Consider the following 26,200-nt stretch of genomic DNA (forward strand, 5'->3'; position numbering starts at 1 on the left):
CCATTTCCTGCGCGCCGCCTTATTTATCGTTGGCGCGCAGGTAAACCAGGCAATGGCGCAAGCCTTTATCCAGCGGCGCCTCTATGCGCATGGTCTCGCCGGTGGCGGGATGATCGAAGCGCAGGGCCGCGGCATGTAAAAACAGCCGGTGCAGGCCCGATCCCTTGAGCTGTTGATCAAATTGCGCGTCGCCGTAACGATCGTCAAAGGCAATCGGGTGGCCGGCATATTGGGCATGGACGCGTATCTGGTGCGTGCGGCCGGTCACCGGGCTGGCTTTTACCAGGGTGGCGTGCACAAAACGTTCTTCTACCTTGAAGCGCGTTTCCGAGGGTTTGCCGTCGCTGCCCACCCGCACGATGCGCTCGCCGCTGGCGAGGATATTTTTCAACAACGGCGCGCTGACCGTCTTGGTCTGCGACGGCCACTCTCCGGCGACCAGCGCCAGATAGTCCTTCTGCATGCCTTTCATGCGCAGCTGCTCGTGCAGTAAACGCAGGGCCGATCGTTTTTTGGCCACCAGCAGCACACCCGACGTATCCCGATCCAGGCGGTGAACCAGTTCCAGGAACCGGGCATCGGGGCGCAGCGCGCGCAGCCCTTCAATGACGCCGAAACTTAAGCCGCTGCCGCCGTGCACCGCCGTACCGGAAGGCTTGTTTAAAATCAGCAGGTGATCGTCTTCATACAGAACCGCTTCCGCCAGCGCCGCCACTTTGTCCAGCAGCGGCGAAACGGTGTTTTCATCCGGCGCGGACTGACGCACCGGCGGAATCCTGAGCTCATCGCCGTCCAGCAGCTTGTATTCGGGCTTGACCCGTTTTTTATTGACCCGCACTTCCCCTTTTCGCACGATACGATAAATCATGCTCTTCGGTACGCCTTTTAATCGGGTACGCAAAAAGTTGTCGATCCGCTGGCCTGCTTCATCCGCGGAAACGGTTATAAACTGTACGCCTGCATTATTTTCATTCATGGGACGCGATTCTAAATATACCACCAGCATAGCGCCACTCCTTTTTCTGTGCTTAACTGTGCTTTAATTGGTAAAAAAGTTTTTCGGGTGGATTTCGGCTGCGCAGCAGGCAGGCCAGGCAGAAATGTAACCATAAGTCGGAATCTTGTTGCCAAGAGGTAAAGTCGCCTTGCTATATAGGTGTCAGCGGTGGAATAATGCATAAACTTTCCACTCTGCGCCCGTTAAAGGCGAGAAATCGTGGAATTTTTAAATTTGCCTGATCAACCATACACGCAGCAATGGCGTAAGACGTAGTGATTAATCAGGCAGTTAGCGGGCTGCGGATTGCAGCTTGGCCGGCAAAAGGAATTCGTTCTGGCGACCGTTATCAGACGCTATTCCCGCTGTAAATGCGCTGTCTTTCTCTCTGAAAACAGGCTACCGAAACAATGCGCCCCTCTGCGAGCGACAACCGTGAGGTTGACGGCTCGCGACAAGTCACGGGGCCGTCGGTTATCGCCCGGTCATGCGTTTTTTTGCCCGCAGCTCTGATGCCAATGCATAAAAAAGAGTAAGTTAAGATGAAGAGAATGTTAATTAACGCGACTCAGCAAGAGGAGTTGCGCGTTGCTCTGGTAGATGGCCAAAAGCTGTATGATCTGGATATTGAAAGCCCGGGTCATGAACAGAAAAAAGCTAATATTTACAAGGGTAAAATCACCCGAATTGAGCCAAGTCTTGAAGCGGCGTTTGTCGATTACGGCGCCGAGCGACACGGATTTCTTCCCCTGAAAGAAATTGCCCGCGAGTATTTTCCCGCGCAATACGCCTCCCACGGCCGCCCCAATATCAAGGACGTGCTGCGTGAAGGGCAGGAAGTCATTGTCCAGGTTGATAAGGAAGAACGCGGCAATAAAGGCGCCGCGCTCACCACCTTTATCAGCCTGGCCGGCAGTTATCTGGTGCTGATGCCGAACAATCCCCGCGCCGGCGGCATCTCCCGTCGTATCGAGGGTGACGATCGCACTGAGCTGAAGGAAGCGCTGTCGTCGCTGGAACTCCCCGACGGCATGGGCCTTATCGTCCGTACCGCCGGCGTGGGTAAATCCGCCGATGCGCTGCAGTGGGATCTGGCGTTTCGCATCAAGCATTGGGAAGCGATTAAAAAAGCCGCCGAAGGACGTCCCGCTCCCTTCCTGATTCATCAGGAAAGCAACGTCATCGTGCGCGCCTTCCGCGACTATCTGCGTCCGGATATCGGCGAAATCCTGATCGACAATCCCAAGGTGCTCGAAAAAGCGAAAGAACATATCGCCTCCCTCGGCCGCCCCGACTTCAGCAGCAAAATTAAATTGTACAGCGGCGAAATTCCGCTGTTCAGCCATTACCAGATTGAATCGCAAATCGAATCCGCCTTCCAGCGCGAAGTGCGCCTGCCGTCCGGCGGTTCCATCGTTATCGACACCACCGAAGCGCTGACCGCCATCGATATCAACTCCGCCCGCTCCACCCGCGGGGGCGATATCGAGGAAACCGCCTTTAACACCAACCTGGAAGCCGCCGACGAAATAGCCCGTCAATTACGCCTGCGCGACCTGGGCGGCCTTATCGTTATCGACTTTATCGATATGACCCCCGTGCGTCACCAGCGCGAGGTGGAAAATTGCCTGCGTGAATCAGTGCGCCAGGATCGCGCGCGCATCCAGATCGGCCGCATCTCGCGTTTTGGTTTGCTGGAACTCTCGCGCCAGCGCCTGAGCCCGTCGTTGGGTGAATCCAGCCACCATGTCTGCCCGCGTTGCGGCGGTACCGGCACCATTCGTGATAACGAGTCGCTGTCGCTGTCCATCCTGCGCCTTATCGAAGAAGAGGCGCTGAAAGAGAATACCCACGAGGTGCATGCCATCGTGCCGGTGCAGATTGCCTCGTACCTGCTCAATGAAAAGCGTGATTCGGTCAACGCCATCGAGCGCCGCCAGGGCGGCGTGCGGGCGATTATCGTGCCGCACGATCAAATGCAAACTCCGCATTACGCGGTGCTGCGCGTGCGCAAGGGCGAAGAAGCGCCAACCCTGAGCTATCTGTTGCCGCAACTGCACGAAGCGGAAATGGCCCAGCCGTCCGAAGAACCGGCGGCCGAGCGTAAGCTGCCTGAACAACCCGCGCTGGCTGCTTTCGTTATGCCGGATTCGCCGCCGATGTCGCCTGAGCCGGTGATTGAGGAACCCGCGCCGGTAGCCCGGGAAACCGGCGTCAAGGCCGTCGCCAAGCCCGAAAAATCCGCTGAGCCGGCTTCCGCCGGGTTATTCAGCCGCGCGGTAAACCGCCTAAAAAGCTGGTTTAGCGATCCTGAGGAAGATACCTCGGTAAAAACCGCCGAACCGGTCCTGCCGAAGGAAGAGACCCCTGCCGTAGCCGAACCCGCCGAGGCGCCGCGTCGCCAGCAGCAGGATCGCCGCGGCCAGCGCCGCCAGAATGTCCGCCGCGATCGCAACGGCGAGCGTGGCGGCGAGCGTGAGCAGCGCGCGCCGCAGGAAGGACGCCAGCCGCGTGAAGCGCGTGAGCCCCGTGAACCGCGCGAACGCCGCGAACCCCGTGACGATGCGCGTAGTAAAGGCAAACGCCAGAACGCGCCGGTCGAGACCGAGATGCTTGACGCCGTGATAGCCGAGAAGCCGCAGACCGAGGAGGAGCAGACGCAACGCCGCGAACCGCGCGCCGATCGTCCGCGCCGTCGCCAGGAAGATAAGCGCCAGCCGCAGGAAGCCAAACCCCTGCCGGTTGAGGTTGAGGCTGAGCCCGAGATGATCGAGCCCGAAGCCGTAGCCCTGGCCGAACCGGTGAACGATGACGATAAACCGACGCCTATCGTTCCGCGCCGCCAGCGTCGCAATCTGTCCCAGAAAGTGCGGGTCACCGATGACGCGGCCGACGTTACGCAGGTCGCCGCCGCAGGCGAAAGCGTCCGCGAAGACACCGGCTCGCAGCCGGATATCAAGTTCCAGGCCGGCAGCGCGCCGACCCCTGACATCATGTTCCAAACCGAGGACGCTCCGGCGCCCGAAGGGCTGGACAACAGCGCGCAGGAAGGCCGCAACGGCAACGAAGCGGGCCTGCCCCGCCGTTCGCGCCGCTCCCCGCGCCATTTGCGGGTCAGCGGCCAGCGTCGCCGCCGTTATCGTGACGAGCGTTATCTTGGGCAATCGCCGATGCCGCTCAGCGGCGCGGTGGCCTCTCCCGAGATGGCGTCCGGCAAGGTCTGGATCAGCTATCCCATCACGCCTGTCGAACGTTTTGAACAAAACCCGTCGACGGTGACGGAACTGCCGGAACCTGTCGTGACGACCGCGGTAAACGTCATGCCGCTGCCTGAACCGACCACGGCGGGGGCGGAAAACACCGCGCCGCCACAGGTCGCCGATGCTACCGGCAGCCAGGGCGGCGGCAACGAGCACACCCGTGACCGCGACGTGGCCAGCGCCCTCGACAGCATTGTCGACAGCAGCACCGTCGCCGGGCCGGCAGGCGTCGCCACCACCGACGCCCTGGCGCCGCAGGAATTGCCCGCGGCGACCCTGGTTCCGCTTGAGCCGACCCCGGCCCAACTGGCGGCGGCCGATGAGGTACCCGATGTGATCCAGGCGCAAGATCGCGGCGTGGCGCAGGACACCCTGGCCGCAGCCCAACCGGCCGCGTCCGTGGCGGATACCGACGCCGCGTCGTTTGCCACGCTGGCCCCGGATCTGACGGAACAGGAACAGCCGGCAAGCGTAACGCCGTCGGCTGTCGCGAGCCAACCGGCCGTTGTCCTGCTTTCCGATGATATCATTGCCGCCTTGCAGGTATCGCGTCTGTCGCCGCCACGCCAAGTAGCGGAAGCCGCGCCGCTGGTCAGCGCCCCGGTGGCACCGCACGCTACCGTCGCCGATACGCAACCGGCCCTGGCATCCCCGGAGGCAGACGCCGCCGGGGCACAATCGGCCCACGCAGCGCCGACGCCCGTTGCCGACGGGCAACCGCAACCGGCCCCCGCTATCCCGAACGGACAGCAGGATGGCCAGCCAGAAGACGACAAGGCGCAGCCCATTCTTAAACAGCATGTCAGCGCCCCCATGACCAAGGCCCCTGCGCCCGTTTACAGCCCGGCCCCCGAGCCTGTGAAGCAGTGGCAGCGTCCGGAGTACCGGTTCGAGGGACGCGGTTCGGCGGGCGGCCACGCGGCCGCAAATCAGGCCGCCGCCCCGGCGACCCGGCCAACGCCGAAGGACGACGACTGATATTGCCATCCAAACCCGCTGCGGCGGGTTTTTTTATAATGCAACTTCCGCCCGATATGCTTATTCTAATACCCCGCCGTTAATCTGATATTGACCCGTTTGTCCGTACTCAATAGCCGGAGCCTTATTCATGACCGCACAGCCGACAGAACTCCATATCCGCCGTCCCGACGACTGGCATCTGCATTTACGCGACGACGATATGCTGCGTACCGTATTGCCTTATACCAGCCGCGTCTTTGGCCGGGCTATCGTGATGCCGAACCTGACGCCGCCGATTACGTCCATAGAGCAGGCCGTTGCGTATCACGGGCGGATACTGGCGGCATTGCCCGCCGGCCACCGTTTCCAGCCTCTGATGACCTGCTACCTTACCGATACGCTGGATAAAACGCAGTTAGTGACGGGATTCCAGCAAGGCGTTTTCAGCGCCGCGAAATTATATCCGGCCAACGCCACCACCAATTCCAGCCACGGCGTGACCAGTGTCCCCGGCATTTACCCCCTGCTCGGCGCCATGGAAGAAATCGGCATGCCGTTGCTGATCCACGGCGAGGTCACGGCGCCTGAGATTGATATCTTCGATCGCGAGGCGTGTTTTATCGATCGGATCCTGGAACCGGTACGCCGGCGCTTTCCGGCGCTGAAAATTGTCCTGGAACATATCACTACCCGCGAAGCGGCGCAGTATGTACTGGCCGCGGACAGCCATCTGGCCGCCACCATCACCCCGCAGCACCTGATGTTCAACCGCAATCATATGTTGGTGGGCGGAGTACGGCCGCATCTCTACTGCCTGCCGATCCTGAAACGCAATACGCATCAGGAAGCGCTGCGCGCCGCCGTTGCCGGGGGCTGCGATCGACTGTTCCTGGGCACCGATTCGGCTCCGCACAGCCGCGACCGCAAAGAGTGCGACTGCGGCTGCGCCGGCGTGTTTAATGCGCCTAACGTTCTCGCCGCTTATGCCACGGTATTTGAGGAAATCGGCGCCTTGGCGCACTTTGAAGCGTTCTGTTCGCTGAACGGCCCACGCTTTTATGGGCTGCCGCCGAACGATGATTTCATTACCCTGCGTCGGCATACCCATCTGCAGCCGGACAGTATTCCGCTGGGCGACGACGTCCTGGTGCCGTTTCTGGCCGGACAGGCGCTGCACTGGTGGGTGGAAGCCTGATGGACGCAAGTCGATGCCGATGGGCTTTATCAGTATCCGCCGTAAAATAAAAGCCTGTTGGCGCTTGCACTGGCGACGGCGACACTGTATAAATAAACAGGCGTTGATACTATGAGAAAAAATATGCGTATCGAAATTACTCTTGCTAAAGCGACACCGCTTCCCGCAGGCGCGCTTGAGGCATTGACCAAGGAATTTACGGCCCGGATTGATAAACAGTTTACTGATTCCCATGTCCAGGTGCGCTATGCGGGCGCCAACGGCATCAGCGTTATGGGAGGCAGTAAAGAAGACAAGGCGCTGATCACCGATATCCTGCAAGAAACGTGGGAAAGCGCCGACGATTGGTTTGACTCTCAATAATAAGAAGTTTGTACTGTCGCTTCGCCGGGATTCATTCCCGGCTTTTTTATGCCAAAAATTCTGTTAAACGAGGCTTTTAGCGAATTTTTGCGCTTCCCCTATTGGCAAATGCGTTTTTCTGGGCTGTAATCACCCCAAGCAGCGCATTGTGCACAAACCGTCCCGGGGAGAATGCCTATATGATTGCCAATAAACCTGAAGAAGCAATGACGTTCGGCGAACTGCTGGCATTAATTGGCGAGCAGCAGCGCAGGCTTAATGTACTGGAGATCGCGTTTTCTTACCTGTCATTCAGCCTGGATGAAAAAGCCAATCAGTTACTCATCCACAACCTGATGCTGGAATCCCAAAACCAAAACCGCGATGCGATCATGCAAAAATATTTCGCCCAGCTGGCCGAAGAGCTGGCCAAACGCATCGGCCCGGTAATTCCGCCCGCCGCCGTCTAATTCCATCCACACGCCCACCCCGCCCACGGTAGCCAATACGTCGTGGCCTCGCGCTATTTCTGATGACGCGTTTAACGAAATAGTACAAAAGTTAAAAAAAATCGTTCAATTAGCAAAAAAAGTGACAAACAAGGGTATACTTAAATTGCTCGCTAAAATGGAGCCGCACTGAGCCTCAAAGACACTCTTTGTTTTATTAAACGAGTCAGAAAAAGGGGTATTTATGGACAGAAAAAACGAGATAATCCATACCCATCCATTGGTCGGCTGGGACATCAGCACCGTAGACGCCTACAATGCCATGATGATCCGCCTGCATTACATCAATTCCCCCAGCCAGGCCACCGAAGATGCGGAAGTGGACAGAACCCTATGGCTGACCACAGATGTCGCGAAGCAATTGATTTCGATCCTTGAAGCGGGCATCGCCAAAATTGAAGCAACGGAATATCACGATATTGATCACCGAAAACATTAATCTCGACCACTACCCCTCAGGCACCCGCTGCTTTGCACCGGGTGTTTTTTTATTATGCTGGGGCCATGTTTCCGCCAGATGACAATGCCCTCCTAATTCCAGATTTTTCCCCGTATCCTCGACCTGAGGGTTTGAGCGGGGCCCAGCAGGAAAAATGAGCATGGTATACGATCTGATTATTATCGGCAGCGGTTCCGTGGGTTCCGCGGCAGGGTTTTACGCTACCGAAGCCGGCCTCAATGTGTTGATGATTGACGCCGCATTCCCCCCCCACCGCGGCGGCAGCCATCATGGCGATACACGCATTATCCGCCATGCCTATGGCGAAGGGAAAAAATACGTTCCCCTGGCGCTGCGGGCGCAAACGCTCTGGGAAGAGCTCTCGGCGCGGGGCGGCACGCCGGTGTTTCACCGCAGCGGCGTACTTAATCTGGGACCGCGCCAGGCGGAGTTTATCAAACGGGCCATCGACAGCGCCCACGCCTATAAACTGCCGTGCGAAATACTCAATGCCGGCCAGGTAGTCGCCCGCTGGCCGGCGTTCAGCCTGCCGGATGATTATCTTGGGGTCTTTGAACCCCAGGCGGGTTATCTCAAGTCGGAGCTGGCTGTGGCCACTTATATCCGCCTGGCCGAGCAGGCTGGCTGCGCCCAGCTGTTTAACTGCGGCGTTACCGATATCAGCCATGGCGCCATGACCTTCGACATCACCACGGTGGAAGGCAGCCACTACCAGGCGCATAAGCTGCTGGTCTCGGCCGGCACGTGGGTGAAAACCCTGCTGCCGTCGCTGCCGGTGCAACCGGTGCGTAAGGTGTTTTCCTGGCATCAGGCCGACGGGCGCTTCAGCGAGGACAATCATTTCCCGGCGTTTACCGCCCTGACGCCGGACGGCAGTCAATATTATGGCTTCCCGGCCATCAAAAACGAACTCAAGGTGGGTAAACACGACGGCGGGCAGATGATCGACGAGCCGGGACAGCGCACGCCTTTCGGCAGCCATGCGGCGGACGGCAATGAAACCTTTGGTTTTCTACGCTATTTCTTGCCGGGGGTCGGCGTTTGCCTGAGCGGCGAAGCCTGTACCTACGATCTCTCGCCGGATGAGGATTTTATTATCGATACCCTGCCCGGCAACGACGACCTGCTGATCATCAGCGGCCTGAGCGGCCACGGCTTTAAATTCGCCAGCGTGCTGGGCGAAATCGCCGCCGGGTTTGCCGCCGGACGCGAGAGCGGCTTTGACCTTTCACCCTTCCGGCTGCGGCGCTTCGGATAAGGCTTACCCGCCGCTGGCGGGCAGCCCGTGCCTTGCGCCGCGTGCGGCTTTAACGGCCGCCGTTTTCCTCAGGCCGATCCTCGGGCCGGGTCAACGATAAACGCTGCCGCGATTTATTAAAGATTTTCATCCCGTTCTCGCGGCCCGCACGCCGCGCCCGCTGTTCTTCCGGCGGCAGCGCCAGTTCGTCGCGGCAGATGGGGCTGCAGCAGCCTTGATAACGTTGCGCGCAGTCCGGGCATTGGATAAACAACAGATGGCACCCCTGGTTCCTGCAGTTAACATGGGTATCGCAGGGCGCCCCGCACTGGTGGCAATGGGCGATGACATCAGGCGTAATACGCTCGCCAAGGCGCTCGTCGAAGACAAAATTCTTGCCGGTGAATTTCAGCGGCAAGCCCTGCTCCCTGGCCCGCCGGGCGTACTCGATGATGCCGCCCTCCACATGATAGACATTGGCAAAACCATGATGCCGCATATAGGCGCTGGCTTTTTCGCAACGAATGCCGCCGGTGCAATACATGACGATATTTTTGTCTTTGTCCTTTGCAAGCATCTCTACCGCCCTCGGCAACTGCTCACGGAAAGTATCCGAGGGGATCTCGATGGCGTCCTGGAAATGGCCGACCTCATATTCATAGTGGTTGCGCATATCGACAAATACCGTTTCGGGATCGCCGGCCATGGCGTTGACCTGCTCGGCATTCAGGTAATGGCCGACATTGGATGGGTCAAAGGTCGGATCGCTGATGCCGTCGGCAACGATGCGTTCCCGAACCTTCATGCGCAGCACCCAGAAGGATTTGCCGTCATCATCCAGGGCAATATTCAGCCGCAGCCCGTCCAGCGACGCATCGGCGGCATACAGGGCGGTTTTAAAGGCGGAAAAGCGATTTTGCGGCACGCTGACCTGGGCATTTATCCCTTCAGCGGCGATATAGACGCGGCCAAACACGCGCAACCCCGTCATGACTTGATACAAATCATCACGGAAGGCCCGCGGGTCGGCAATACGAAAATATTTGTAAAAAGAGAGAGTAACGCGCGGCTCGGTTTCGGCCAGCATCAGCGCCCTGAGCTCGTCGTTCGATACGCGGTTATGTAACACTGGCATGGTGTACTTTCCTGTCGCTGGGGAAAAAAAGCATTTATCGTTGGTTTAAAAGCACATTAACTTGCTAACGTTACATAATACCATGGTTATGACATAACAAATCGCCATTATAGCGAACATTGTTAATCAAATGTTTATTAGGGTTACTATATAGAGGCAATGTAATGAGCCAGCTTTTCTCCCGCTATGACATCGGCCGGCTTACCCTGGCCAACCGCATCGTTATTGCGCCGATGTGTCAATATTCCGCCGATGAAGGCAAGGCAACCTCCTGGCATCAGATTCACCTGGGGCACCTGGCGCTGTCCGGCGCATCCCTGCTGATCGTGGAAGCCACCGCAGTCGCGCCCGCGGGGCGCATATCACCGCAGGATCTCGGCCTCTGGGACGACGGTACCGAACAGGCGCTGGCGGACGTGGTAAAAACCGTCAGGCAGCATTCGTCCATCGCGCTGGGGATACAACTGGCTCATGCCGGGCGTAAGGCGTCGACCCGGGTCCCCTGGGAAGGCGGGGACAATATCCATCCCGACGCGGGTGGCTGGCAAACCTTGGCGCCATCCGCCCTTTCGTTCGCCGCGTCCGACTTTCCACCGCGGGCCATGACCGGCGATGACATCGAGGCGCTGAAAGCCGATTTTGTCGCGGCGGCCCTGCGCGCGCAGCGCATCGGCTTTGACCTGATTGAGCTACATGCGGCCCATGGCTACCTGTTGCATCAATTTCTCTCGCCGCTCGCCAACCGGCGTACCGATCAATACGGCGGCAGCCTGGAGAACCGGCTGCGCCTGACGCTGGAAGTCTTCCAGGCGGTACGCGCGGCGGTAGCCGCCGATATCCCGGTGGGCGTGCGTATTTCCGGCTCCGACTGGGTGGACGGCGGATGGGATATCCAGCAATCCATTGCGTTGGCCAGGGCGCTGCAAGACCTGGGCTGCGACTACATCCACGTCTCAAGCGGCGGATTGTCGCCGCAGCAGAAAATCCCGGTCGGTCCCGGCTACCAGATTCCCTTTGCCCGGCAGATTAAAGAAGCCACCGGCATGAATACTATCGCGGTCGGGCTTATCACCGAACCCGAGCAGGCGGAAGCCATTGTCGCCACCGGCGAGGCGGATATGATTGCCCTGGCGCGCGCCGTACTTTACGATCCCCGCTGGCCCTGGCATGCGGCGGCGAAACTCGGCGCCAAGGTCCACGGCCCCAAACAGTACTGGCGCAGCGAGCCGCATTATGTGAAGGATTTATTTCTCAAGGAATAACCCGGCGGCACAGCGCCGTATGCCCGGCGCAACATGTGCTCACTTGAGAAAATTTAACTTTGTTTGCCGGGCTGTTTATTTCCCCTTTTTGAAAAAGATGCCAGAATAAAATGTAGTATGGCGGAAATATCGTCTTTGGCCGGTAATTCCGCTTTTTACACCTAAGATGCCGAGATCCCATGACACATATTCCAACTTTTAACCGTTCTTTGCTGCATCCCCGTTATTGGATAACCTGGGTTGGCATCGGCCTGTTATACCTGGTGGTATTGTTGCCCTATCCGCTGCTTTATCGTCTCGGCACCAGCCTGGGGCGCCTGTCGATGCATTTTCTCAAGCGCCGCGTCCATATCGCCAGACGCAACCTCGAGCTCTGCTTCCCCCATCTTTCAGGTACGGAAAGAGAAGCGCTGCTCATCAAAAATTTTGAATCCGTCGGGATGGGCCTGATTGAAACCGGTATGGGGTGGTTTTGGCCCGACTGGCGCGTCAAGCGCTTATTTCACGTGTCCGGGTTGGAAAATATCGATCTGGCCCGCCAGCATAACAAAGGGGTACTGCTAATCGGCCTGCATTTTTTGTCCCTGGAGCTGGGCGCGCGCATCTTCGGCATTTACAATCCCGGCATCGGCGTCTATCGCCCCAACAACAACAAGCTGATTGATTGGCTGCAAACCTGGGGGCGCATGCGCTCCAATAAATCAATGCTGGACCGCTCGGATGTCAAGGGCATGATCCGCGCCCTGAAAAACGGCGAAATTATCTGGTACGCGCCGGATCATGACTACGGCCCGAAAAGCAGCGTCTTCGCGCCGCTGTTTGCCATTGAGCAAGCGGCGACCACGTCGGGCACCCATGTGCTGGTCAAACTCGCCAAACCGGCGGTTATCCCTTTTGTGCCGCGGCGTTTACCGAACGGCCGGGGCTATGAGCTGCTTATCCTGCCTGATGAGGACGCCCTGCCCGTTGACAGCGACGTGGCCACGGCGACCCACATGAATAAGGTGCTGGAGCAGGCCATCCTGCTGGCGCCCGAGCAGTATATGTGGCTCCACCGCCGCTTCAAGACCCGGCCGCCGGGCCAGCCGTCGCTATACTGACGGCGAAGCGGCGGCGCTGTCCGGACACCCGTTTTACCCGCGGGCGTTGCGGCTGCCAAGGACGCCGGGCGCGGCGTTTTGCCCCCGCCGGATGGTGCAAAACATGCCCCGCAAATTGCCCCATGCCCCGTTTGAGCGCATACTTTCACGCTACTGCTCAATTCCCGGCGAGAACGCCTTCGTGCCCTGTCAACGTAACTGACCGCCGTTATCTTTGTTATTAGGATGTTATGACGCCGGTACCGGAACCCATCAACTGGAAACGTAATCTGTATATTGCCTGGCTCGGCTGTTTTCTCACCGGCGCCGCCTTTAGCCTGATCATGCCTTTTTTACCGCTCTATGTTGAAATGCTCGGCGTAACCGATGCCCGGGAACTCAATATCTGGTCGGGGGCGGTATTCAGCATTACTTTTCTGTTTTCGGCCATCGCGTCCCCGTTCTGGGGCGCGCTGGCGGACCGGAGGGGACGTAAGCTGATGTTGCTGCGTTCGGCGCTGGGCATGTCGATCGTGATGGTGCTGATGGGCATGGCGCAGAATGTGTGGCAATTTTTGATCCTGCGGGCGCTGCTGGGCCTGTTGGGGGGATTTGTGCCCAACGCCAACGCCCTTATCGCCACCCAGGTGCCGCGCAATAAAAGCGGGTGGGCCTTGGGCACGCTCTCCACCGGCGCCGTCAGCGGCGCGCTGATTGGCCCGCTGATAGGCGGCCTGCTGGCGGACCATTACGGCCTGCGGCTGATATTCTTTATCACTGCGCTGGTCTTGTTTATCTGCTTTATCACCACGCTTATCTATGTGCAGGAGCGCTTCACGCCGGTGCTGAAAAAGGACATGCTTACCGCCCGGCAGGTGTTTGCTTCGCTGAAAAAACCCCGCCTGGTGCTGAGCCTGTTTGTCACTACCATGATTATCCAGGTGGCCACCGGCTCCATCGCGCCCATCCTGACGCTGTATGTCCGCGAACTGGCGGGCAATATCCAGAACCTGGCGTTTATCAGCGGACTGATTGCGGCGGTACCTGGCGTGGCGGCCCTTATCAGCGCGCCGAGACTGGGACGCTTGGGTGATAAAATCGGTCCGGAGCGGATATTGATCGCCATGCTGGGGCTTTCCATCGTACTGCTGATCCCGATGGCATTCGTGCAGTCTCCCCTGCAATTGGGAATACTGCGTTTTTTGCTCGGCGCCACCGACGGCGCCCTGCTGCCCGCGGTACAGACCCTGCTTATCTATAACTGCACCAATCAGGTCGCCGGCCGGATATTCAGCTATAACCAATCTTTCCGCGATGTGGGCAACGTCAGCGGCCCGCTGATCGGCGCCGTCGTCTCCGCCAGCTACGGCTACCGCGCGGTATTTTGCGTAACCGCGCTGGTGGTGTTGTTTAACGTGGCCTATTCATGGTGGAGTTTGCAATACGGCCCGTCCCGCATACGCATACCCGGTGAATAACGCCGGCGCTTAGCCGGCTGACGCCGGCGGCGTATCCGCGGCCGGATGAGGCCCCTTGTCCATCGGATGTTCGGGTACGCGCTCCACCGAAACCCGCACCCGATAATGGCCGCCGTTGGCCGCCGGTAAAATGCCGTTAAGCTTTTGCAGGGTGTCGGCCGGGTTATCGGTTTGCACCGCCGCGCAGAACAGTTCCCCGCCGCGGCAGAAGCCCGGCTCATGCGGCGGCAGCCGGCCCGGGGGCTGGAATAGCATCGGCACCGGATAACCCGCGCCCGGTCCTTCCTGGTGCATGGCGGCGGCAGACCCCTGGTCCGGCGCCGCGGGCGCGGCCAGGACGGAAAAACTCAGCGCGGCGACAGTGCAGGCCAGAGTGGGCAGCGCGGCGCTTAACAATGATTTACGGCTAGCAGACATGCTTTTTACTCCTTTGGATGATCCAGCCTTTACTGTAGCGCGTGCCGGTTCGCCGCAAAGCCTTTCCCGCCCGTTTTTGCCAAACCTTTACCTAACCTTCACATTTCATGCAGTGTCTTACACCCCGTAACGCCTCCATTACGCGAACCGTTGCGTGTCGCCGTAGCGTTTTCCCCGTCTTTGACCCGCTAGCAAAGATTGATATCCATTCCGACTTGAAAGTTTCCAGACTGCGACAACAATTACTGTTAGGCCCGAACAGGGCGAGGCGACAGTCAGACCACACCGACGATCACAGGAGAGCCATAATGAGCATGTACGCAACTCTGGAAGAAGCCATCGATATGGCGCGGGAAGAGTTTATCGAGTCTTCCCGTGAAAACAGCAATGACGATGAAGACCCTGCGGTACATCAGTTCAGCCTGCAAAAATATATCATGCGGGACGGCGAGATTATGTGGGAAGCTGAATTTATGGCCGATGAAAACGAGGCCGCCGAGGCCCTGCCGTTTCGCATCGGTGAAGCCGCCCAGGCGATTTTCGACGGTGATTTCGACGAAGCGGAGCTGCGCGCCGAATGGCAGGAAGAAAACACGCTGCACGAATGGGACGAAGGTGAGTATCAGTATGAGCCGTCATTGGACACCGAGGAGGGACAAACCGCCGCGGACGAGTGGGAGGAACGTTAAACCCACGGCCAAGCCCGCGGGGAAAATCCATCGGCGGCGCGGCGTCTAGCGATAGGGGCCGTGCCGCATATCCACCGGCAGCAATATCGTGTCCACCACCATCGACAGCGGCAAATCGATGATGGTGATATATTTCCAGGGCGTATCGCGCAAATCCCACTGCACGCCGGGGTAATATTGATGGCCGTGGCCTTGCCCCGGAAACGTGCGGCTGATGATGCTGCCGCAACCGGTCAGCAGGAACAGGACTAGCGTTAACAGCAAAATCCTACCCATAGCGAAGTGTCATCCCTGTAGAGCCGTTAGCGGGCGGCGGGTGTTATACCGGCCGGTGAGGCTCGGCACGGCCGGATCGCTGTTTATCCACCGTATAGGATAGGGTCGCCAGCAGGCACAGGCAGTAGCCGAACAGTTCGCTACCCTCCTCCACGGCATTTTTTATCGCACGCAGGTAATTCTCATCCAGCAACGAGCGCCAAAGCTCGCCGATGCCCATCAGGCGCGAGAATACCAGCACATTCAGCAGGCCGGCGCAAACCAGGCCATAACTGGGATGTCCGAAATATCCCGCCAGTCCGCGCAGCGCGCGTTTAGCATCCGCGGCGGCAAAGGCCAGGCAAACCAGCGCAATCGCCGTGGCCACCCAAAACCACGAACCGTGGCGGATGGCATCAAAGGCGAAATCCATTTCACGCACCAGCATACAGGCAAAGAACCCCGCCACCAGCAGGCTGCTGGCGCGTAACGCCGGATTGCGCATCAGCCACAGGTGCAGGGCGACGATGGCCGCCAGCACCAATTCCTGGGCGACTTCGGTCAGGGAGGACTCCTTGACGATATCATGCAGGAAGTGGAGATCGATAAACAAAAATGACGTAAACGCCGCTACCACCGCCGCATATAAGACAAAGGAGCCCATTTTTTTGAGTATAAACAACATGTCGTATTGCATCAGGCGCCCCGTTATTCCGCAAAGGCCAAAATTTTAGCGGCGAGCGGCGCCTTCCGAGTAGCAAATAATGCTAACGCCGTCTTATTTTTGCCCGATGAAACCGCCGGTTACCGTAACAGGCGTCATCGCCGTTATCAGGACAAAAAAAAACCGCCCATCAGGGCGGCTTAAGTATAGGACGGGAAGACGTTAACTTTTCTTCCAGGCCAGCCAGGTTTCCGGCCGCGACCATACGCGCAAATGCAGACGCGACAGGACCACCGGATCGCTTATCACGGCCAGGCGCTGCGGACCACTCATGGCGTCGGGACCGCTTTGCAGGGCCAGTTGCACATGCTCGTCACGCACGCGCTCGATAGCCTGGCTGATACCGTGCCGCGCAGTGGCCATTCCCACCGCCAGGGCATTGTAAGCCGGATCGACCACCGCATGGCGGAAACCGTCGGCCAGCGCCCGCGCCTGGTTGCGCCGCAAATAGGTTTCGGTATCGACCAGTTCCTTCGGCGGCGAGTATTCCTCGGGGATCAGGAACAGGCTGACGCGCTGTGAGGCCAGGCCGAGATTGGCCCGGCTGGAGAATACCGACACCCAAGGCGACAGGATCAGCGAAAACACGATGGGCGACAGCCACCAGAGAAAACGCAAATCCAGCCAGGCCATGCCGCTGGCCCATACCAGCCCTAACAACATCTGAGGACCGTGGCGTACAAAGGATTCGCTCCAGGGCGTGGCGTCATCGTCACGCTGCGGGGAGTTCCACTGTACCGACCAGCCCAGGAAGGCGCTGACCACGAATACGGTATGGAACAGCATGCGCACCGGGGCCAGCAGCACGGAGAACAGCATTTCCAGCAGCATCGAGCAAAACAGGATAGCCGCCCCGCCATACTCCTTGGCGCCCTTGGCGATGATCAAAATAACGCTGAGCAGCTTGGGCAAAAACAACAGCACCATGGTGGTGGAGAACAACGCCACCGCCAGTTCAGGCCGCCATTGCGGCCACACCGGGAACAGCTGGCGCGGCTGGAGAAAATACTGCGGCTCCATCAGGGTATGCACCACCTGCAGCGCGGTGGACAGCGCCAGGAACATAAACCACAGCGGCGCCGATAAATAGGACATGACGCCGGTCAGGAATACCGCCCGGTGAACCGGATGCATGCCCTTCACCAGGAACAACCGGAAATTCATCAGGTTCCCCTGGCACCAGCGCCGATCCCGCTTAAGTTCATCCAGCAGATTGGGCGGCAGTTCCTCGTAGCTGCCGGGCAGATCATAAGCTATCCAGACCCCCCAGCCGGCACGCCGCATCAGCGCCGCCTCGACAAAGTCGTGCGACAGTATCGAGCCGGCAAAGGAGCCTTCACCCGGCAGCGGCGCCAGGGCGCAATGCTTGATAAAAGGCTCGACGCGGATAATGGCGTTATGCCCCCAATAATGGGACTCGCCCAGTTGCCAGTAATGCAGCCCGGCGGTAAACAGCGGACCGTAGACCCGGGTGGCGAACTGCTGGCAGCGCGCGTACAGCGTGTCCATGCCGGACGCCTTCGGCGCGCTTTGGATAATGCCGGCGTTCGGATTGGCTTCCATCAGCCGCACCAGGTTGGTCAGGCAACCGCCGCTCATAACGCTATCGGCATCCAGGATCACCATATAGCTGTATTGCTTGCCCCAGCGGCGGCAGAAGTCGTCAATGTTGCCGCTTTTACGTTTTACCCGCCGGCGGCGGCGGCGGTAGAATATGCGGCCGAATCCGCCGGTTTCCTGGCAGAGTTCCATCCATGCTTTTTGCTCGGCGATGCAAATGTCGGCGTTATAGCTATCGCTCAGGATATAAACGTCGAAATGCTCAATCTGTCCGGTCGCTTCCACGGATTCGTAGGTGGCGCGCAGACCGGCGAACACACGCTCCACGTCCTCGTTACAGATGGGCATGATAAGCGCGGTGCGGTGCTTGGGATTGAGCGGTTCGTCGCCGGTGGTGCTGGCGGAAATACTGTATTTGTCATGGCCGATCAGCAACTGCAGAAACCCCATAAGGGCGGTCCAGAAACCGGCCGAAACCCAGCAGAATAATATCGCGAACAAGATCAGGATGCCGCTTTGCAGGATATACGGCAGCAGTTGCAACAGCGATCGCAGCCAGTCCTGGTTCAGCATATCCATCGGATCGATCAGCGCCCAGCCCTGATAAGGAAGAATAGTCTTCATATACCATGTGGCGATGGCGGTCTGGAACAGCGTCAGCGCCAGCAGGATATAACGGCGTATCGTCCCTACCCGGCGCCAGTTGCCTTCTTCGCGGGCCGCTTCCTGCTTGTGGCGCGGCGCACGGGTGTGGCCGCGCATCGCGTCCCAATAGCGCACGATGGGGTTGGTCAGCCAGGGTTCGGGAAACATCGGCGTGCGGGTAATGGTGGGCATGGCCTTGATGGCGGTGCGCCCCTGGCTATCCTCCACCACGACATCGTCGCGGCTGGCGGCGTCCGGCCAGGCCATTTTCAGCCTGGACTTTACCGAGTACAGCGCCGCGTTGTCTTCATCTGCGGGAAGGTCGATACCGGGGGCGGAACCCCCGAGATCAACATGCAGGGATGCGAGGGAATGACTGCCATCCGGCGGCACCTGTGCGCGCAAAGTGCCTTTTTGCTCGGCAGAAAGGGGCAAAGCCTCGATATAATCGAGGCCGGGTTCAGTTAAATTATTCATTGGCAGGTAGCAAGTAGCTCCAGGTTTCGGTCAATGTCTTATCGCCGTTCACCAATGCGGCGCGCATCTCGGTGGGTTGTTTTTCATCTTTCACGCGCAGGCGCAGTGTCAGACGCCAGCCGTGCGTCACTGAATTATAGCGGACATTGTTTTCGACCACTTCGGCATTATCGCCCACGCTGATTTGCGAGGCCACCGGGGTATTGTCTGGCAGATCCCGCAATGGCTGCCCGACAAAATCCACCTGGAACGCGGTGGTGCCGTCCGGCTGGCGAATCAGGTTGGACTGCTTGACATCCCCGGCGGAACGCAGGGTTTGTTTCACATAGGCGAACTCGGGAGTGTGGATTTTATCCTCATCGCGGGAAAAGTGCATCCGGTAGGCGATATCAAAGGGTTTGCCGACTTCCGGCAATTTTTCCGGGGTCCAGAATGCCACGATATTGTCGTTGGTTTCATCGGCGGTGGGAATCTCCACCAGTTCAACGTGCCCTTTGCCCCAGTCACCGTGCGGTTCAATCCAGCCGCTGGGACGCAGATCATACCGATCGTCCAGATCCTCATATTCGGAGAAGGAACGGCCGCGCTGCAATAAACCGAAACCACGTGGGTTTTCCACCTGGAAAGTGCTAACGGACAAATGCTTGGGATTATTCAGCGGGCGCCAGATCCACTCGCCGTTACCGGCATGGATGGACAACCCGTTGGAATCGTGCAGCGCCGGGCGATAGTTCATGGTCGGCGAAGGCTGGTTAGGTCCAAATAAAAACATGCTGGTCAGCGGCGCCAGGCCCAGCTTGCCCACTTTATCACGCAGGAAAACCCTGGCCTGCACATCGACGCTGGTATCGCGTCCCGGATAGATGACAAACCGGTAAGCGCCGGTGGCGCGCGGTGAATCCAGCAGGGCGTAAAGCACCAGGTGTTTATCGTTCGCCTGCGGCCGTTCAATCCAGAACTCACGGAAACGCGGGAACTCCTCGCCCGAAGGCAACGCGGTATCAATGGCCAGGCCGCGGGCGGATAACCCATAGACCTGCCCTTTGCCGATAACGCGGAAATAGCTGGCGCCCAGCATGCTGGCGATTTCATCGCTCTTGTCGGCCTTATTGACCGGGTAGAGGATCTTAAACCCGGCGAAACCCAGGTTCTTCACCAGTTCGGGATCATGATTCACCGAACCAAAGGTAAACAGGTCCGGAGTATATTTAATCTCGGTGACTGCGGAGGACGTCACTTCGTTGATTTTTACCGGCGTGTCGAAATACATCCCCTGATGGTAAAACTCCAGTTTGAACGGGGTCTGCTGATCGTGCCAGTATGACTTTTCATGGTTGAATTGAATCTGCTGGTAATCAGCAAATTTCATTTCACGGAATTGAGAAGGCAAATTGCTTTTAGGCGCCTCATAACCTTTACCAGCCAGTTCCTGCGCTTGTTTAGCCACATCGTCAATAGTAAATGCCCATGAAGGCAAAGCGTATAACGACAACAACACCGTTGCTCCCAGCAAACGGAGACTCGCTTTGGGTAACTTGACGAAAAATTTATTATTTGGCACATCCCCCCCTATGCGTGTGCTCTTAATCATTCAAAGCAATTTTAATTGATAAATCACTTCTCGGACAGCACGGTACAGCGATCGTTCCTCACCTTTCCCTTACCGGGTCAGCGTTTGATCAATAGGCTATAAAGCAAGCTCATCTACCGGTAAAAGATAGTCTAAAACAGCACATTCCAACAATCGGTACCGCCCGCTGATTTTACCTGACCCACCAGCGGGGGGTTAATCATTTTTGACATAAACGCAAAGTTATTAAAAAAAGAGGACCTTAAAGCCGCTGAATGCCCCTTAACCGGGGAAAAGGCGCGGGCGGCCTTTCCCACCGACCGCGCCCTGGCGGCAAATTATTTTATTTCACCGGTTTTATAGGAAAAATCTTATTACATTGTATTAGCCATATTGGCCGCTTTCCGGCTGCCGATTATAATAGCCAATCGACCGGCAAATGATAAAGCGCGCGAATAAGCCAGCGCTCCACTATATTGGTGGCCGGTTCCCGCCGGTGAATCACCTCGCGCTCCCCTTGATATTCGCGCCAATACATTTTTCCCTGTTCATCCAGGCAAACCTGGTACGCATTCTGGCGCAGGGTGCCGATAAACAAGCGGTGTATGGTTTCGGCCAGCTCTTCGCTGCCGATAACAAAGCCCATTTCGGTATTGAGCATGGCGGAGCGGGGATCAAAATTAAATGAACCGACAAAAACCTCCCGGCTGTCGACGCTAAACGTCTTGGCATGCAGGCTGGAGCCGGATTTACCGGTCAGGCCGCGGTCCCGCGGCTGGTGCTGTTCCGAACTGTTGCGTTTCAGTTCATACAGCTCGATGCCATGGGTCAGCAACACCCTGCGCCATTTGGCATAACCGGCATGCACAATCGCCACGTCATTGGCGTTAAGGGAATTGGTCAGAACCGCAATTTTCACCCCTTTGGCGGCGAGTGCGGCCAACTGCTCCACCCCGGCCCTGGTGGGCACAAAATAGGGTGAAATAATATCCAGGCGTTGTTCCGGTTCATCAATAACGCTTTTTATCCGGCTGGTGAGCAGGCCATGATCGGCAACCTGCCCCAGGGCTTTGGCCGGGTCGTCGCTGAGCAGCCGCGTCCTGGCCCAGATAAAAGGCAGACTGCCGGCCTGCAGCTGGACAAAAAAATCCGCCCTCTCCAGTCGTTTGACATAACGTTCGGCGTGGGGATTTAAACTGATCTGTCCCATCATACTGCTGATGCTGTTCTTGCCGCCCAGGCGGGAAGAGCGTACCGCGCGCGCCACAGGGCAAACCGAAGGGCAATCCCAATAGCGCTGGAAATCGCGTCCCACCTGCTCCACCACCGGCCCTATCGCCAGCACGTCGAGATCGGTAAACAATTGTTCGCCGCCGGCGCTGAAATAGGCATCGCCCACGTTGCGGCCGCCGATGATCGTGGCCTGGTTATCAACGGTAAAACTTTTATTATGCATGCGCCGGTTCAGGCGCGAAAAATCGGTCAGGTAGGAAAACGCCCGCACCGTGCGGGTCTGGAAGGCGTTGAACAGACGGACCTCGATATTCGGATGCTGGTCGAGGGCCAGCAAAATCTGGTCCAGGCCGCGGGTATTGTTATCGTCAAGCAGCAACCGTACCTTGACGCCGCGATCCGCCGCGCGCTGCACCACGCTATACATCAGCATGCCAGACATGTCCTTGTTCCAGATATAATATTGCAGATCCAGGGTCTGCTCGGCCAAATCGGCAAGCTTCATGCGCGCGGCAAAAGCATCCAGGCCGTCCGACAGCGGATAGATGCCGGATTGTTCGGGGTGGACGTGCGTCAGACGCGAAATGGCTTGGCCGATACGCGCGTTAAGTCGCTGCATAAAAAAAGCCCGAAGAAAAAGAAGAGGCCATAATACTCCATGTCAGTATAAAGGAAGACATTTCATCATAGCCGCGCCCCGGACAATTGCCTGCCCGGATGATAATGATGGCGGTTGTGCGCCCGCTAAGTTTGTAATGAGGATCGCAAAGTAGGCGATAGCCAGAACCTTATTGATCGTAACCTGTCTACTTTAAATGATATGTCGTACGGCCTCGGTAGGTAAAGGCTGTCATGGAAAGGGGGGAAGTCCGATGCAAGATCAAATCACGCATGAAATACCACCCATGTATAAACCGTCGCTGTTCCAAAGCTTCCTGCAGGGGGGCTTTGACTGCTCGACCGAGGTGCGCGGTGACGGGCGCCGCCTGGACCTGATTCTCTCCAGTGGCCATGAGATGCTGGCCGCGAAGGACTACGCGCAGCTGGCGGAACAGAACCTCACCACCGTGCGCGACGGCCTGCGCTGGCATTTGATCGAAGCGGTTCCCGGCCAATACGACTGGTCGAGCTTTTTGCCGATGCTGCATGCCGCGCAGGTGAACCATGTCCAGGTGATTTGGGATCTGTGCCATTTCGGCTGGCCGGACCATGTCGATGTATGGCAACCCGACTTTATCGAGCGCTTTGCGCGTTTTGCCGGCGCGGTGGCCGCGCGGGTGCGCGACGAAGGCATCGCGGCGCCCTGTTATACGCCGATAAACGCCATTTCTTTCCTCGCCTGGGCCGGCGGCGACATGGCGCATATTCAGCCCATGGCCGCTAATAAAGGCAAGGCGTTGAAAATACAGTTGGTCAAGGCAACCCTGGCCGCCATTGACGCCATTCGCGCGGTGGACCCATCGGCGCGCTTCCTCCAGCCTGAGCCTGTGGTGCATATCAACGCGCCCGAGGGCATGCCCGAGCAGGAATTGGATGCGGAAACGCTGCGGCTGGCCCAGTTTGACGTCTGGGATATGCTCAGCGGCAAACTGCGGCCGGAGCTTGGCGGCGGCCCTGGCTACCTGGATATTCTGGGCGTTAATTACCGCCCCGGTAACCAATGGTTCCACCAGGGCGGGGCCATCGATTTCGAAGACAGCCACTACCGGCCTTTCGCCACCATCCTGCGGGAAATCTCCCAGCGCTATCAGCGGCCGCTGCTTATCGCCGAAACAGGCGCGCAAAGCGATATGCGCGTACCCTGGATGCGCTATATCTTCGAGCAAACCGTCCTGGCCATGAAAAACGACGTGGCGGTGGAAGGGATTTGTATTTATCCGGTGGCGGACTACCGTAGCTGGAGCGGCGAGAAGCATCAGCCGTTCGGGTTGCTGGGCATGCAGGATGTCAACGGCTGCCGTTCGCTCTATGAACCCCTGGCGCTGGAAATTCGCAGCCAGCAGATACGCCTGAAAGGCCTGCTTGAAGATAGCCTGCCTGATGAGCGGGCCATGCCGGCCTGATGCAGGGGCGAACACGCATGCCGGCACGGCGCGTGGTCGGATAACCGGCTGGGCGCCCTTGCCGGCCGCCCCTTCCCGCCGGCAAGGGGCGGATTAAAGCGAAGATTCCGCCCGTGCGTTAGCGTTATAACAGGCGCCGGCATCCACCGCGGGGGGGTTATGCCTTACGTCATAAAAATAGGCGATGCCGAATAATACCGACACCACGATTAAGACCGATATTAACAACCCGATAATGGCGATCAGTTTGGTATCATCCAGACTGCTGTTTTCCATGTCTGTTCCCTCCATTTGCCGCTGCGGACTCAGATAATCCACAGCGTCACTACCATGACAAAGCTGATAAGCGTACCCGCTGCTATGGCCAGTACCGCAATCGCGAACTGAGCGTCACCCAGCGTTTCCCGATACGCCCTGTCGCGCTGAACAAAACGGCTCTTTTTCACACGGGTTTTTTATTCTACAGAATATTAACAAGAAGACCTGCCGGGGTAACCTGGCGGCAAACTGCTTATAAAATAAGCGAATCATTGATGCGATGCAAGGGACAACGTCCGCAGCGCCGCGTGAATTATCCGCGGGGCCGCGCCGGGTTGCGGCGCCGCGGACAGGCTGATGTCAGCAAACCCCGAAGTCGCCGTCTTCCTTATACAACGATAGCTCTTCCGGTTTGAACTGTTTCGCGTTCTCCACGCCGGAATCCATCATGCCGCAGAATACGATGCCGTTTTCTACCTTAACCACGCTCATTGCCGGTCCGCCTTTAATCGGCTGGACCACATCGCCGGTTTCAAAAGCCATATCACTCCTCCTCGCCCGTGGGCGGTTATCGGCCGGGCCGGGGATGGGCCAGGCCGGCTGCCTGTCCTTCCAGCGTACAAGCCATGATGGCATACGTCAAAGGCCCAAAGGGTAAAAGAAATTGAAGAGACACAAGCTCAACGCGAACGCCTTGCCCATATGGGTTAAAACCGCTGTTGCGCCTTACACATGCCTTATATTGGGAATGGCACGCTATAGTACTTTTTAAAATGAATTTTTTTTGCCGTGAATTTTTGATGACAAGTTGATAAATTAGCCCGATACTTAACGCCTATTCACTATTATCCGGTGATGCGGCGGGCCAGTAGCCTACCGCATAACGCAGCGATAACTGACTCTGACGACGCCATGATCCAGAAAAATAAATACTCAACCGATTTTGCCAATGCCAAGCTTGATAAACAGGGCATGGCGCTGCATTCCGGCTGGATTGTCGCGTACTGCGCCCATCCGGTGACGCGGGAATATCTTTGCGCCACCGTGGAACATCTCTGCGCCGGAGCGCGACTGCCCGCCTTTAGCTATCAGGACAAACCGGTATTGCCCGCAGCCAATATGGCGCTGGTCAGATCGCTGGACGGTAAGCGTTGGGAGGCGGTGGCCGATTTACGCGGCCAGACCGCTTATCGCATTAGCGACGGAGTGACGATCCGCATTGATTTCCTGACCGCGCTGCCGCCGTCAATGACGCTGCTGGCGCCGTTAAATAGCACCGATCGCTGGGATGGCGATAAATGGATCGATTCCAGCCTGCTAATGCCGCACCTGCCCAAGATCGTCAGTCGTCCTCCGTTACTGCTGAAATAGCGTTTCCCCCGGCGTCCGGCTCATGGCGAACCGCGCCGGAGAACCGGCGGCCCCGGGGACTATGACCGCACACGAAAACGCGCCAGGGTCTCTTCATCCAACTGGTAGTACTCCCCTTTCAGCTCCGCGCACAGCTTACTCATAAACGTGACCAGATAATCAATGTTGTAGGCCGCCATTGTGCGCCCCATCTCCGTTTGCATGCTATCGGCCAGGGTCAGCAATTTGGTTTGGAAATGATCAAAGGTATAACTGGCATCGTCAAGCGGGCGATGCAGGGCCAGCGGGTCCTCCGCATGGAACAGGCCGCGGCCCAATTGCCCCGCCACATGAAATACGCGCGCCAGGCCGATGGCGCCCAACGATTCAAGCCGGTCGGCGTCCTGGACGATTTTCGCCTCCAGGGTCTCGGGCGTGATGCCCGCGCTGAAGCTATGGGCCTCGATGGCATGGGCTACGCCCGGATAAGCGCCGGCCGGAAAATCCGGAAAATGCTGAGCCAGGATCCTTATTGTTTCCCGGGCGGCTCGCCTGGACGCCAGATGACGATCCGGATGGTTTTTCGGCAGGTTGACCACATCATGAAAATAACACGCCGTTAGAACGGTTAATTCATCGGCGGCCGAGAGATGCATTATCTTCTGGGCGGTATGCCATACGCGGCTGAAATGAGCGAGATCGTGCGCTTTATCGTCTTGCGGAAAGTGTTTCTCCAAATACTCTTTAAACCGGCGTTCCCATTCGTGCAGTGCCATATTTCCTCCTGCCAGCTATTAGAAGCTTATTATATCCCGTGCTGATGCCTCTCCCGATGATTTCCCGCTCCAGGCCCGCCCGCTGCCGGGAGGCCCTGTGCCGTCGACCCACATCCTGTTTAATCGGGGGGTTAATAGTAATAAGCCACATCCGGCGCCGCGCTTCAAGCATTAAACTGAAGGAGCGCCGGCGCGCAATAACCGGATGTCATTGCCCAACCGCCAGTATCCGGGCGATAAAACGTCCCGCCATCGCCACGCTGTCCGCG

At 58.0% G+C, this 26,200-nt stretch carries 24 protein-coding genes; 12 read left to right on the forward strand and 12 right to left on the reverse strand.

The window, feature by feature from the left end:
- Positions 1-19: 19 nt before the first annotated feature.
- On the reverse strand, positions 20-976 hold the full coding sequence (gene rluC, locus ABUK12_RS07870; RefSeq protein WP_410015759.1) for a 23S rRNA pseudouridine(955/2504/2580) synthase RluC: 957 nt from the start codon (positions 974-976) through the stop codon (positions 20-22).
- 563 nt (positions 977-1,539) lie between these two features.
- Between rluC and rne the strand changes: the two genes are divergently transcribed.
- The 6 genes from rne (at position 1,540) to solA (ending at position 8,981) form a co-directional block, all read left to right on the forward strand.
- Positions 1,540-5,235 carry a ribonuclease E gene (rne, locus tag ABUK12_RS07875; protein ID WP_410015760.1) on the forward strand — a complete coding sequence of 1,232 codons (3,696 nt, stop codon included), beginning with the start codon at positions 1,540-1,542 and terminating at the stop codon, positions 5,233-5,235.
- A gap of 130 nt (positions 5,236-5,365) precedes the next feature.
- Positions 5,366-6,412: a dihydroorotase gene (gene pyrC / locus ABUK12_RS07880; RefSeq protein WP_410015761.1), complete on the forward strand. Its 1,047-nt coding sequence runs from the start codon at positions 5,366-5,368 to the stop codon at positions 6,410-6,412.
- Between the two features lie 123 nt (positions 6,413-6,535).
- Complete coding sequence (gene dinI, locus ABUK12_RS07885) at positions 6,536-6,775, forward strand: DNA damage-inducible protein I (protein WP_410016581.1); 240 nt, start codon at positions 6,536-6,538, stop codon at positions 6,773-6,775.
- Positions 6,776-6,954: 179 nt separating this feature from the next.
- On the forward strand, positions 6,955-7,224 hold the full coding sequence (locus ABUK12_RS07890) for a hypothetical protein (RefSeq protein WP_410015762.1): 270 nt from the start codon (positions 6,955-6,957) through the stop codon (positions 7,222-7,224).
- Positions 7,225-7,447: 223 nt separating this feature from the next.
- Positions 7,448-7,702, forward strand: a complete 255-nt coding sequence (gene bssS, locus ABUK12_RS07895; RefSeq protein ID WP_410015763.1) for a biofilm formation regulator BssS — start codon at positions 7,448-7,450, stop codon at positions 7,700-7,702.
- 160 nt (positions 7,703-7,862) lie between these two features.
- Positions 7,863-8,981, forward strand: a complete 1,119-nt coding sequence (gene solA / locus ABUK12_RS07900) for an N-methyl-L-tryptophan oxidase (RefSeq protein ID WP_410016582.1) — start codon at positions 7,863-7,865, stop codon at positions 8,979-8,981.
- 49 nt (positions 8,982-9,030) lie between these two features.
- Here the strand turns inward: solA and ABUK12_RS07905 are convergent, their stop codons facing one another.
- Positions 9,031-10,095: a rhodanese-related sulfurtransferase gene (locus ABUK12_RS07905; protein WP_410015764.1), complete on the reverse strand. Its 1,065-nt coding sequence runs from the start codon at positions 10,093-10,095 to the stop codon at positions 9,031-9,033.
- A 164-nt stretch (positions 10,096-10,259) separates the two neighbouring features.
- Here ABUK12_RS07905 and ABUK12_RS07910 point away from each other — a divergent pair, with 164 nt between their 5' ends.
- The 3 genes from ABUK12_RS07910 to mdtG all read left to right on the forward strand — a co-directional run bounded on the left by ABUK12_RS07910 (position 10,260) and on the right by mdtG (position 13,914).
- Complete coding sequence (locus ABUK12_RS07910) at positions 10,260-11,357, forward strand: NADH:flavin oxidoreductase/NADH oxidase (RefSeq protein WP_410015765.1); 1,098 nt, start codon at positions 10,260-10,262, stop codon at positions 11,355-11,357.
- A 179-nt stretch (positions 11,358-11,536) separates the two neighbouring features.
- Complete coding sequence (locus ABUK12_RS07915) at positions 11,537-12,457, forward strand: Kdo(2)-lipid IV(A) acyltransferase (RefSeq protein ID WP_410015766.1); 921 nt, start codon at positions 11,537-11,539, stop codon at positions 12,455-12,457.
- A 230-nt stretch (positions 12,458-12,687) separates the two neighbouring features.
- Complete coding sequence (mdtG, locus tag ABUK12_RS07920; protein WP_410015767.1) at positions 12,688-13,914, forward strand: multidrug efflux MFS transporter MdtG; 1,227 nt, start codon at positions 12,688-12,690, stop codon at positions 13,912-13,914.
- Between the two features lie 9 nt (positions 13,915-13,923).
- Here the strand turns inward: mdtG and ABUK12_RS07925 are convergent, their stop codons facing one another.
- Positions 13,924-14,331, reverse strand: a complete 408-nt coding sequence (locus ABUK12_RS07925; protein WP_410015768.1) for a hypothetical protein — start codon at positions 14,329-14,331, stop codon at positions 13,924-13,926.
- Positions 14,332-14,639: 308 nt separating this feature from the next.
- Between ABUK12_RS07925 and ABUK12_RS07930 the strand changes: the two genes are divergently transcribed.
- A complete protein-coding gene (locus tag ABUK12_RS07930; protein ID WP_410015769.1) occupies positions 14,640-15,020 on the forward strand; it encodes a MysB family protein in 381 nt (126 codons plus the stop codon).
- 45 nt (positions 15,021-15,065) lie between these two features.
- Here the strand turns inward: ABUK12_RS07930 and ABUK12_RS07935 are convergent, their stop codons facing one another.
- The 5 genes from ABUK12_RS07935 to ABUK12_RS07955 form a co-directional block, all read right to left on the reverse strand.
- Complete coding sequence (locus ABUK12_RS07935; RefSeq protein ID WP_410015770.1) at positions 15,066-15,296, reverse strand: YceK/YidQ family lipoprotein; 231 nt, start codon at positions 15,294-15,296, stop codon at positions 15,066-15,068.
- 43 nt (positions 15,297-15,339) lie between these two features.
- Complete coding sequence (locus tag ABUK12_RS07940) at positions 15,340-15,972, reverse strand: hypothetical protein (protein ID WP_410015771.1); 633 nt, start codon at positions 15,970-15,972, stop codon at positions 15,340-15,342.
- A 189-nt stretch (positions 15,973-16,161) separates the two neighbouring features.
- Positions 16,162-18,681: a glucans biosynthesis glucosyltransferase MdoH gene (mdoH, locus tag ABUK12_RS07945; RefSeq protein WP_410015772.1), complete on the reverse strand. Its 2,520-nt coding sequence runs from the start codon at positions 18,679-18,681 to the stop codon at positions 16,162-16,164.
- Positions 18,674-20,242, reverse strand: a complete 1,569-nt coding sequence (locus ABUK12_RS07950; RefSeq protein WP_410015773.1) for a glucan biosynthesis protein G — start codon at positions 20,240-20,242, stop codon at positions 18,674-18,676. Before ABUK12_RS07950 ends, mdoH begins: the two co-directional genes overlap by 8 nt.
- 424 nt (positions 20,243-20,666) lie before the next feature.
- Positions 20,667-22,103 carry a phospholipase D family protein gene (locus tag ABUK12_RS07955; RefSeq protein ID WP_410015774.1) on the reverse strand — a complete coding sequence of 479 codons (1,437 nt, stop codon included), beginning with the start codon at positions 22,101-22,103 and terminating at the stop codon, positions 20,667-20,669.
- Positions 22,104-22,356: 253 nt separating this feature from the next.
- Between ABUK12_RS07955 and ABUK12_RS07960 the strand changes: the two genes are divergently transcribed.
- A complete protein-coding gene (locus tag ABUK12_RS07960; protein ID WP_410015775.1) occupies positions 22,357-23,547 on the forward strand; it encodes a beta-glucosidase in 1,191 nt (396 codons plus the stop codon).
- A 93-nt stretch (positions 23,548-23,640) separates the two neighbouring features.
- On the opposite strand, the gene ABUK12_RS07965 is transcribed toward ABUK12_RS07960, so the two are convergent.
- From ABUK12_RS07965 to ABUK12_RS07975, 3 genes are all read right to left on the reverse strand, one after another.
- Entirely contained in the window at positions 23,641-23,823 is a 183-nt protein-coding gene (locus ABUK12_RS07965) for a hypothetical protein (protein WP_410015776.1), read from the reverse strand.
- 29 nt (positions 23,824-23,852) lie between these two features.
- Positions 23,853-23,993, reverse strand: a complete 141-nt coding sequence (locus tag ABUK12_RS07970) for a hypothetical protein (protein ID WP_410015777.1) — start codon at positions 23,991-23,993, stop codon at positions 23,853-23,855.
- Between the two features lie 172 nt (positions 23,994-24,165).
- Entirely contained in the window at positions 24,166-24,348 is a 183-nt protein-coding gene (locus ABUK12_RS07975) for a DUF2158 domain-containing protein (RefSeq protein WP_410015778.1), read from the reverse strand.
- 369 nt (positions 24,349-24,717) lie between these two features.
- Between ABUK12_RS07975 and ABUK12_RS07980 the strand changes: the two genes are divergently transcribed.
- Positions 24,718-25,176, forward strand: a complete 459-nt coding sequence (locus ABUK12_RS07980) for a tail fiber assembly protein (RefSeq protein ID WP_410015779.1) — start codon at positions 24,718-24,720, stop codon at positions 25,174-25,176.
- Positions 25,177-25,235: 59 nt separating this feature from the next.
- Here ABUK12_RS07980 and ABUK12_RS07985 read toward each other — a convergent pair whose 3' ends face one another.
- Positions 25,236-25,931 (reverse strand): phosphohydrolase, encoded by a 696-nt coding sequence (locus ABUK12_RS07985; RefSeq protein ID WP_410015780.1) that lies wholly within the window; start codon positions 25,929-25,931, stop codon positions 25,236-25,238.
- Between the last annotated feature and the right edge of the window lie 269 nt (positions 25,932-26,200).

This window comes from Sodalis sp. C49 (assembly GCF_046352915.1).
Classification (GTDB): domain Bacteria; phylum Pseudomonadota; class Gammaproteobacteria; order Enterobacterales; family Enterobacteriaceae; genus Acerihabitans.

Bases quoted from the DNA above. Each gene is read 5' to 3' on its own strand.
- bssS (WP_410015763.1), top strand. From the start codon at position 7,448: ATGGACAGAAAAAACGAGATAATCCATACCCATCCATTGGTCGGCTGG.
- ABUK12_RS07980 (WP_410015779.1), top strand. From the start codon at position 24,718: ATGATCCAGAAAAATAAATACTCAACCGATTTTGCCAATGCCAAGCTT.
- mdoH (WP_410015772.1), bottom strand. From the start codon at position 18,681: ATGAATAATTTAACTGAACCCGGCCTCGATTATATCGAGGCTTTGCCC.
- dinI (WP_410016581.1), top strand. From the start codon at position 6,536: ATGCGTATCGAAATTACTCTTGCTAAAGCGACACCGCTTCCCGCAGGC.
- ABUK12_RS07955 (WP_410015774.1), bottom strand. From the start codon at position 22,103: ATGCAGCGACTTAACGCGCGTATCGGCCAAGCCATTTCGCGTCTGACG.
- ABUK12_RS07965 (WP_410015776.1), bottom strand. From the start codon at position 23,823: ATGGAAAACAGCAGTCTGGATGATACCAAACTGATCGCCATTATCGGG.
- ABUK12_RS07925 (WP_410015768.1), bottom strand. From the start codon at position 14,331: ATGTCTGCTAGCCGTAAATCATTGTTAAGCGCCGCGCTGCCCACTCTG.
- ABUK12_RS07940 (WP_410015771.1), bottom strand. From the start codon at position 15,972: ATGCAATACGACATGTTGTTTATACTCAAAAAAATGGGCTCCTTTGTC.
- ABUK12_RS07915 (WP_410015766.1), top strand. From the start codon at position 11,537: ATGACACATATTCCAACTTTTAACCGTTCTTTGCTGCATCCCCGTTAT.
- mdtG (WP_410015767.1), top strand. From the start codon at position 12,688: ATGACGCCGGTACCGGAACCCATCAACTGGAAACGTAATCTGTATATT.
- pyrC (WP_410015761.1), top strand. From the start codon at position 5,366: ATGACCGCACAGCCGACAGAACTCCATATCCGCCGTCCCGACGACTGG.
- rluC (WP_410015759.1), bottom strand. From the start codon at position 976: ATGAATGAAAATAATGCAGGCGTACAGTTTATAACCGTTTCCGCGGAT.
- ABUK12_RS07930 (WP_410015769.1), top strand. From the start codon at position 14,640: ATGAGCATGTACGCAACTCTGGAAGAAGCCATCGATATGGCGCGGGAA.
- ABUK12_RS07975 (WP_410015778.1), bottom strand. From the start codon at position 24,348: ATGGCTTTTGAAACCGGCGATGTGGTCCAGCCGATTAAAGGCGGACCG.
- ABUK12_RS07935 (WP_410015770.1), bottom strand. From the start codon at position 15,296: ATGGGTAGGATTTTGCTGTTAACGCTAGTCCTGTTCCTGCTGACCGGT.
- ABUK12_RS07905 (WP_410015764.1), bottom strand. From the start codon at position 10,095: ATGCCAGTGTTACATAACCGCGTATCGAACGACGAGCTCAGGGCGCTG.
- rne (WP_410015760.1), top strand. From the start codon at position 1,540: ATGAAGAGAATGTTAATTAACGCGACTCAGCAAGAGGAGTTGCGCGTT.
- ABUK12_RS07910 (WP_410015765.1), top strand. From the start codon at position 10,260: ATGAGCCAGCTTTTCTCCCGCTATGACATCGGCCGGCTTACCCTGGCC.
- ABUK12_RS07985 (WP_410015780.1), bottom strand. From the start codon at position 25,931: ATGGCACTGCACGAATGGGAACGCCGGTTTAAAGAGTATTTGGAGAAA.
- solA (WP_410016582.1), top strand. From the start codon at position 7,863: ATGGTATACGATCTGATTATTATCGGCAGCGGTTCCGTGGGTTCCGCG.
- ABUK12_RS07890 (WP_410015762.1), top strand. From the start codon at position 6,955: ATGATTGCCAATAAACCTGAAGAAGCAATGACGTTCGGCGAACTGCTG.
- ABUK12_RS07960 (WP_410015775.1), top strand. From the start codon at position 22,357: ATGCAAGATCAAATCACGCATGAAATACCACCCATGTATAAACCGTCG.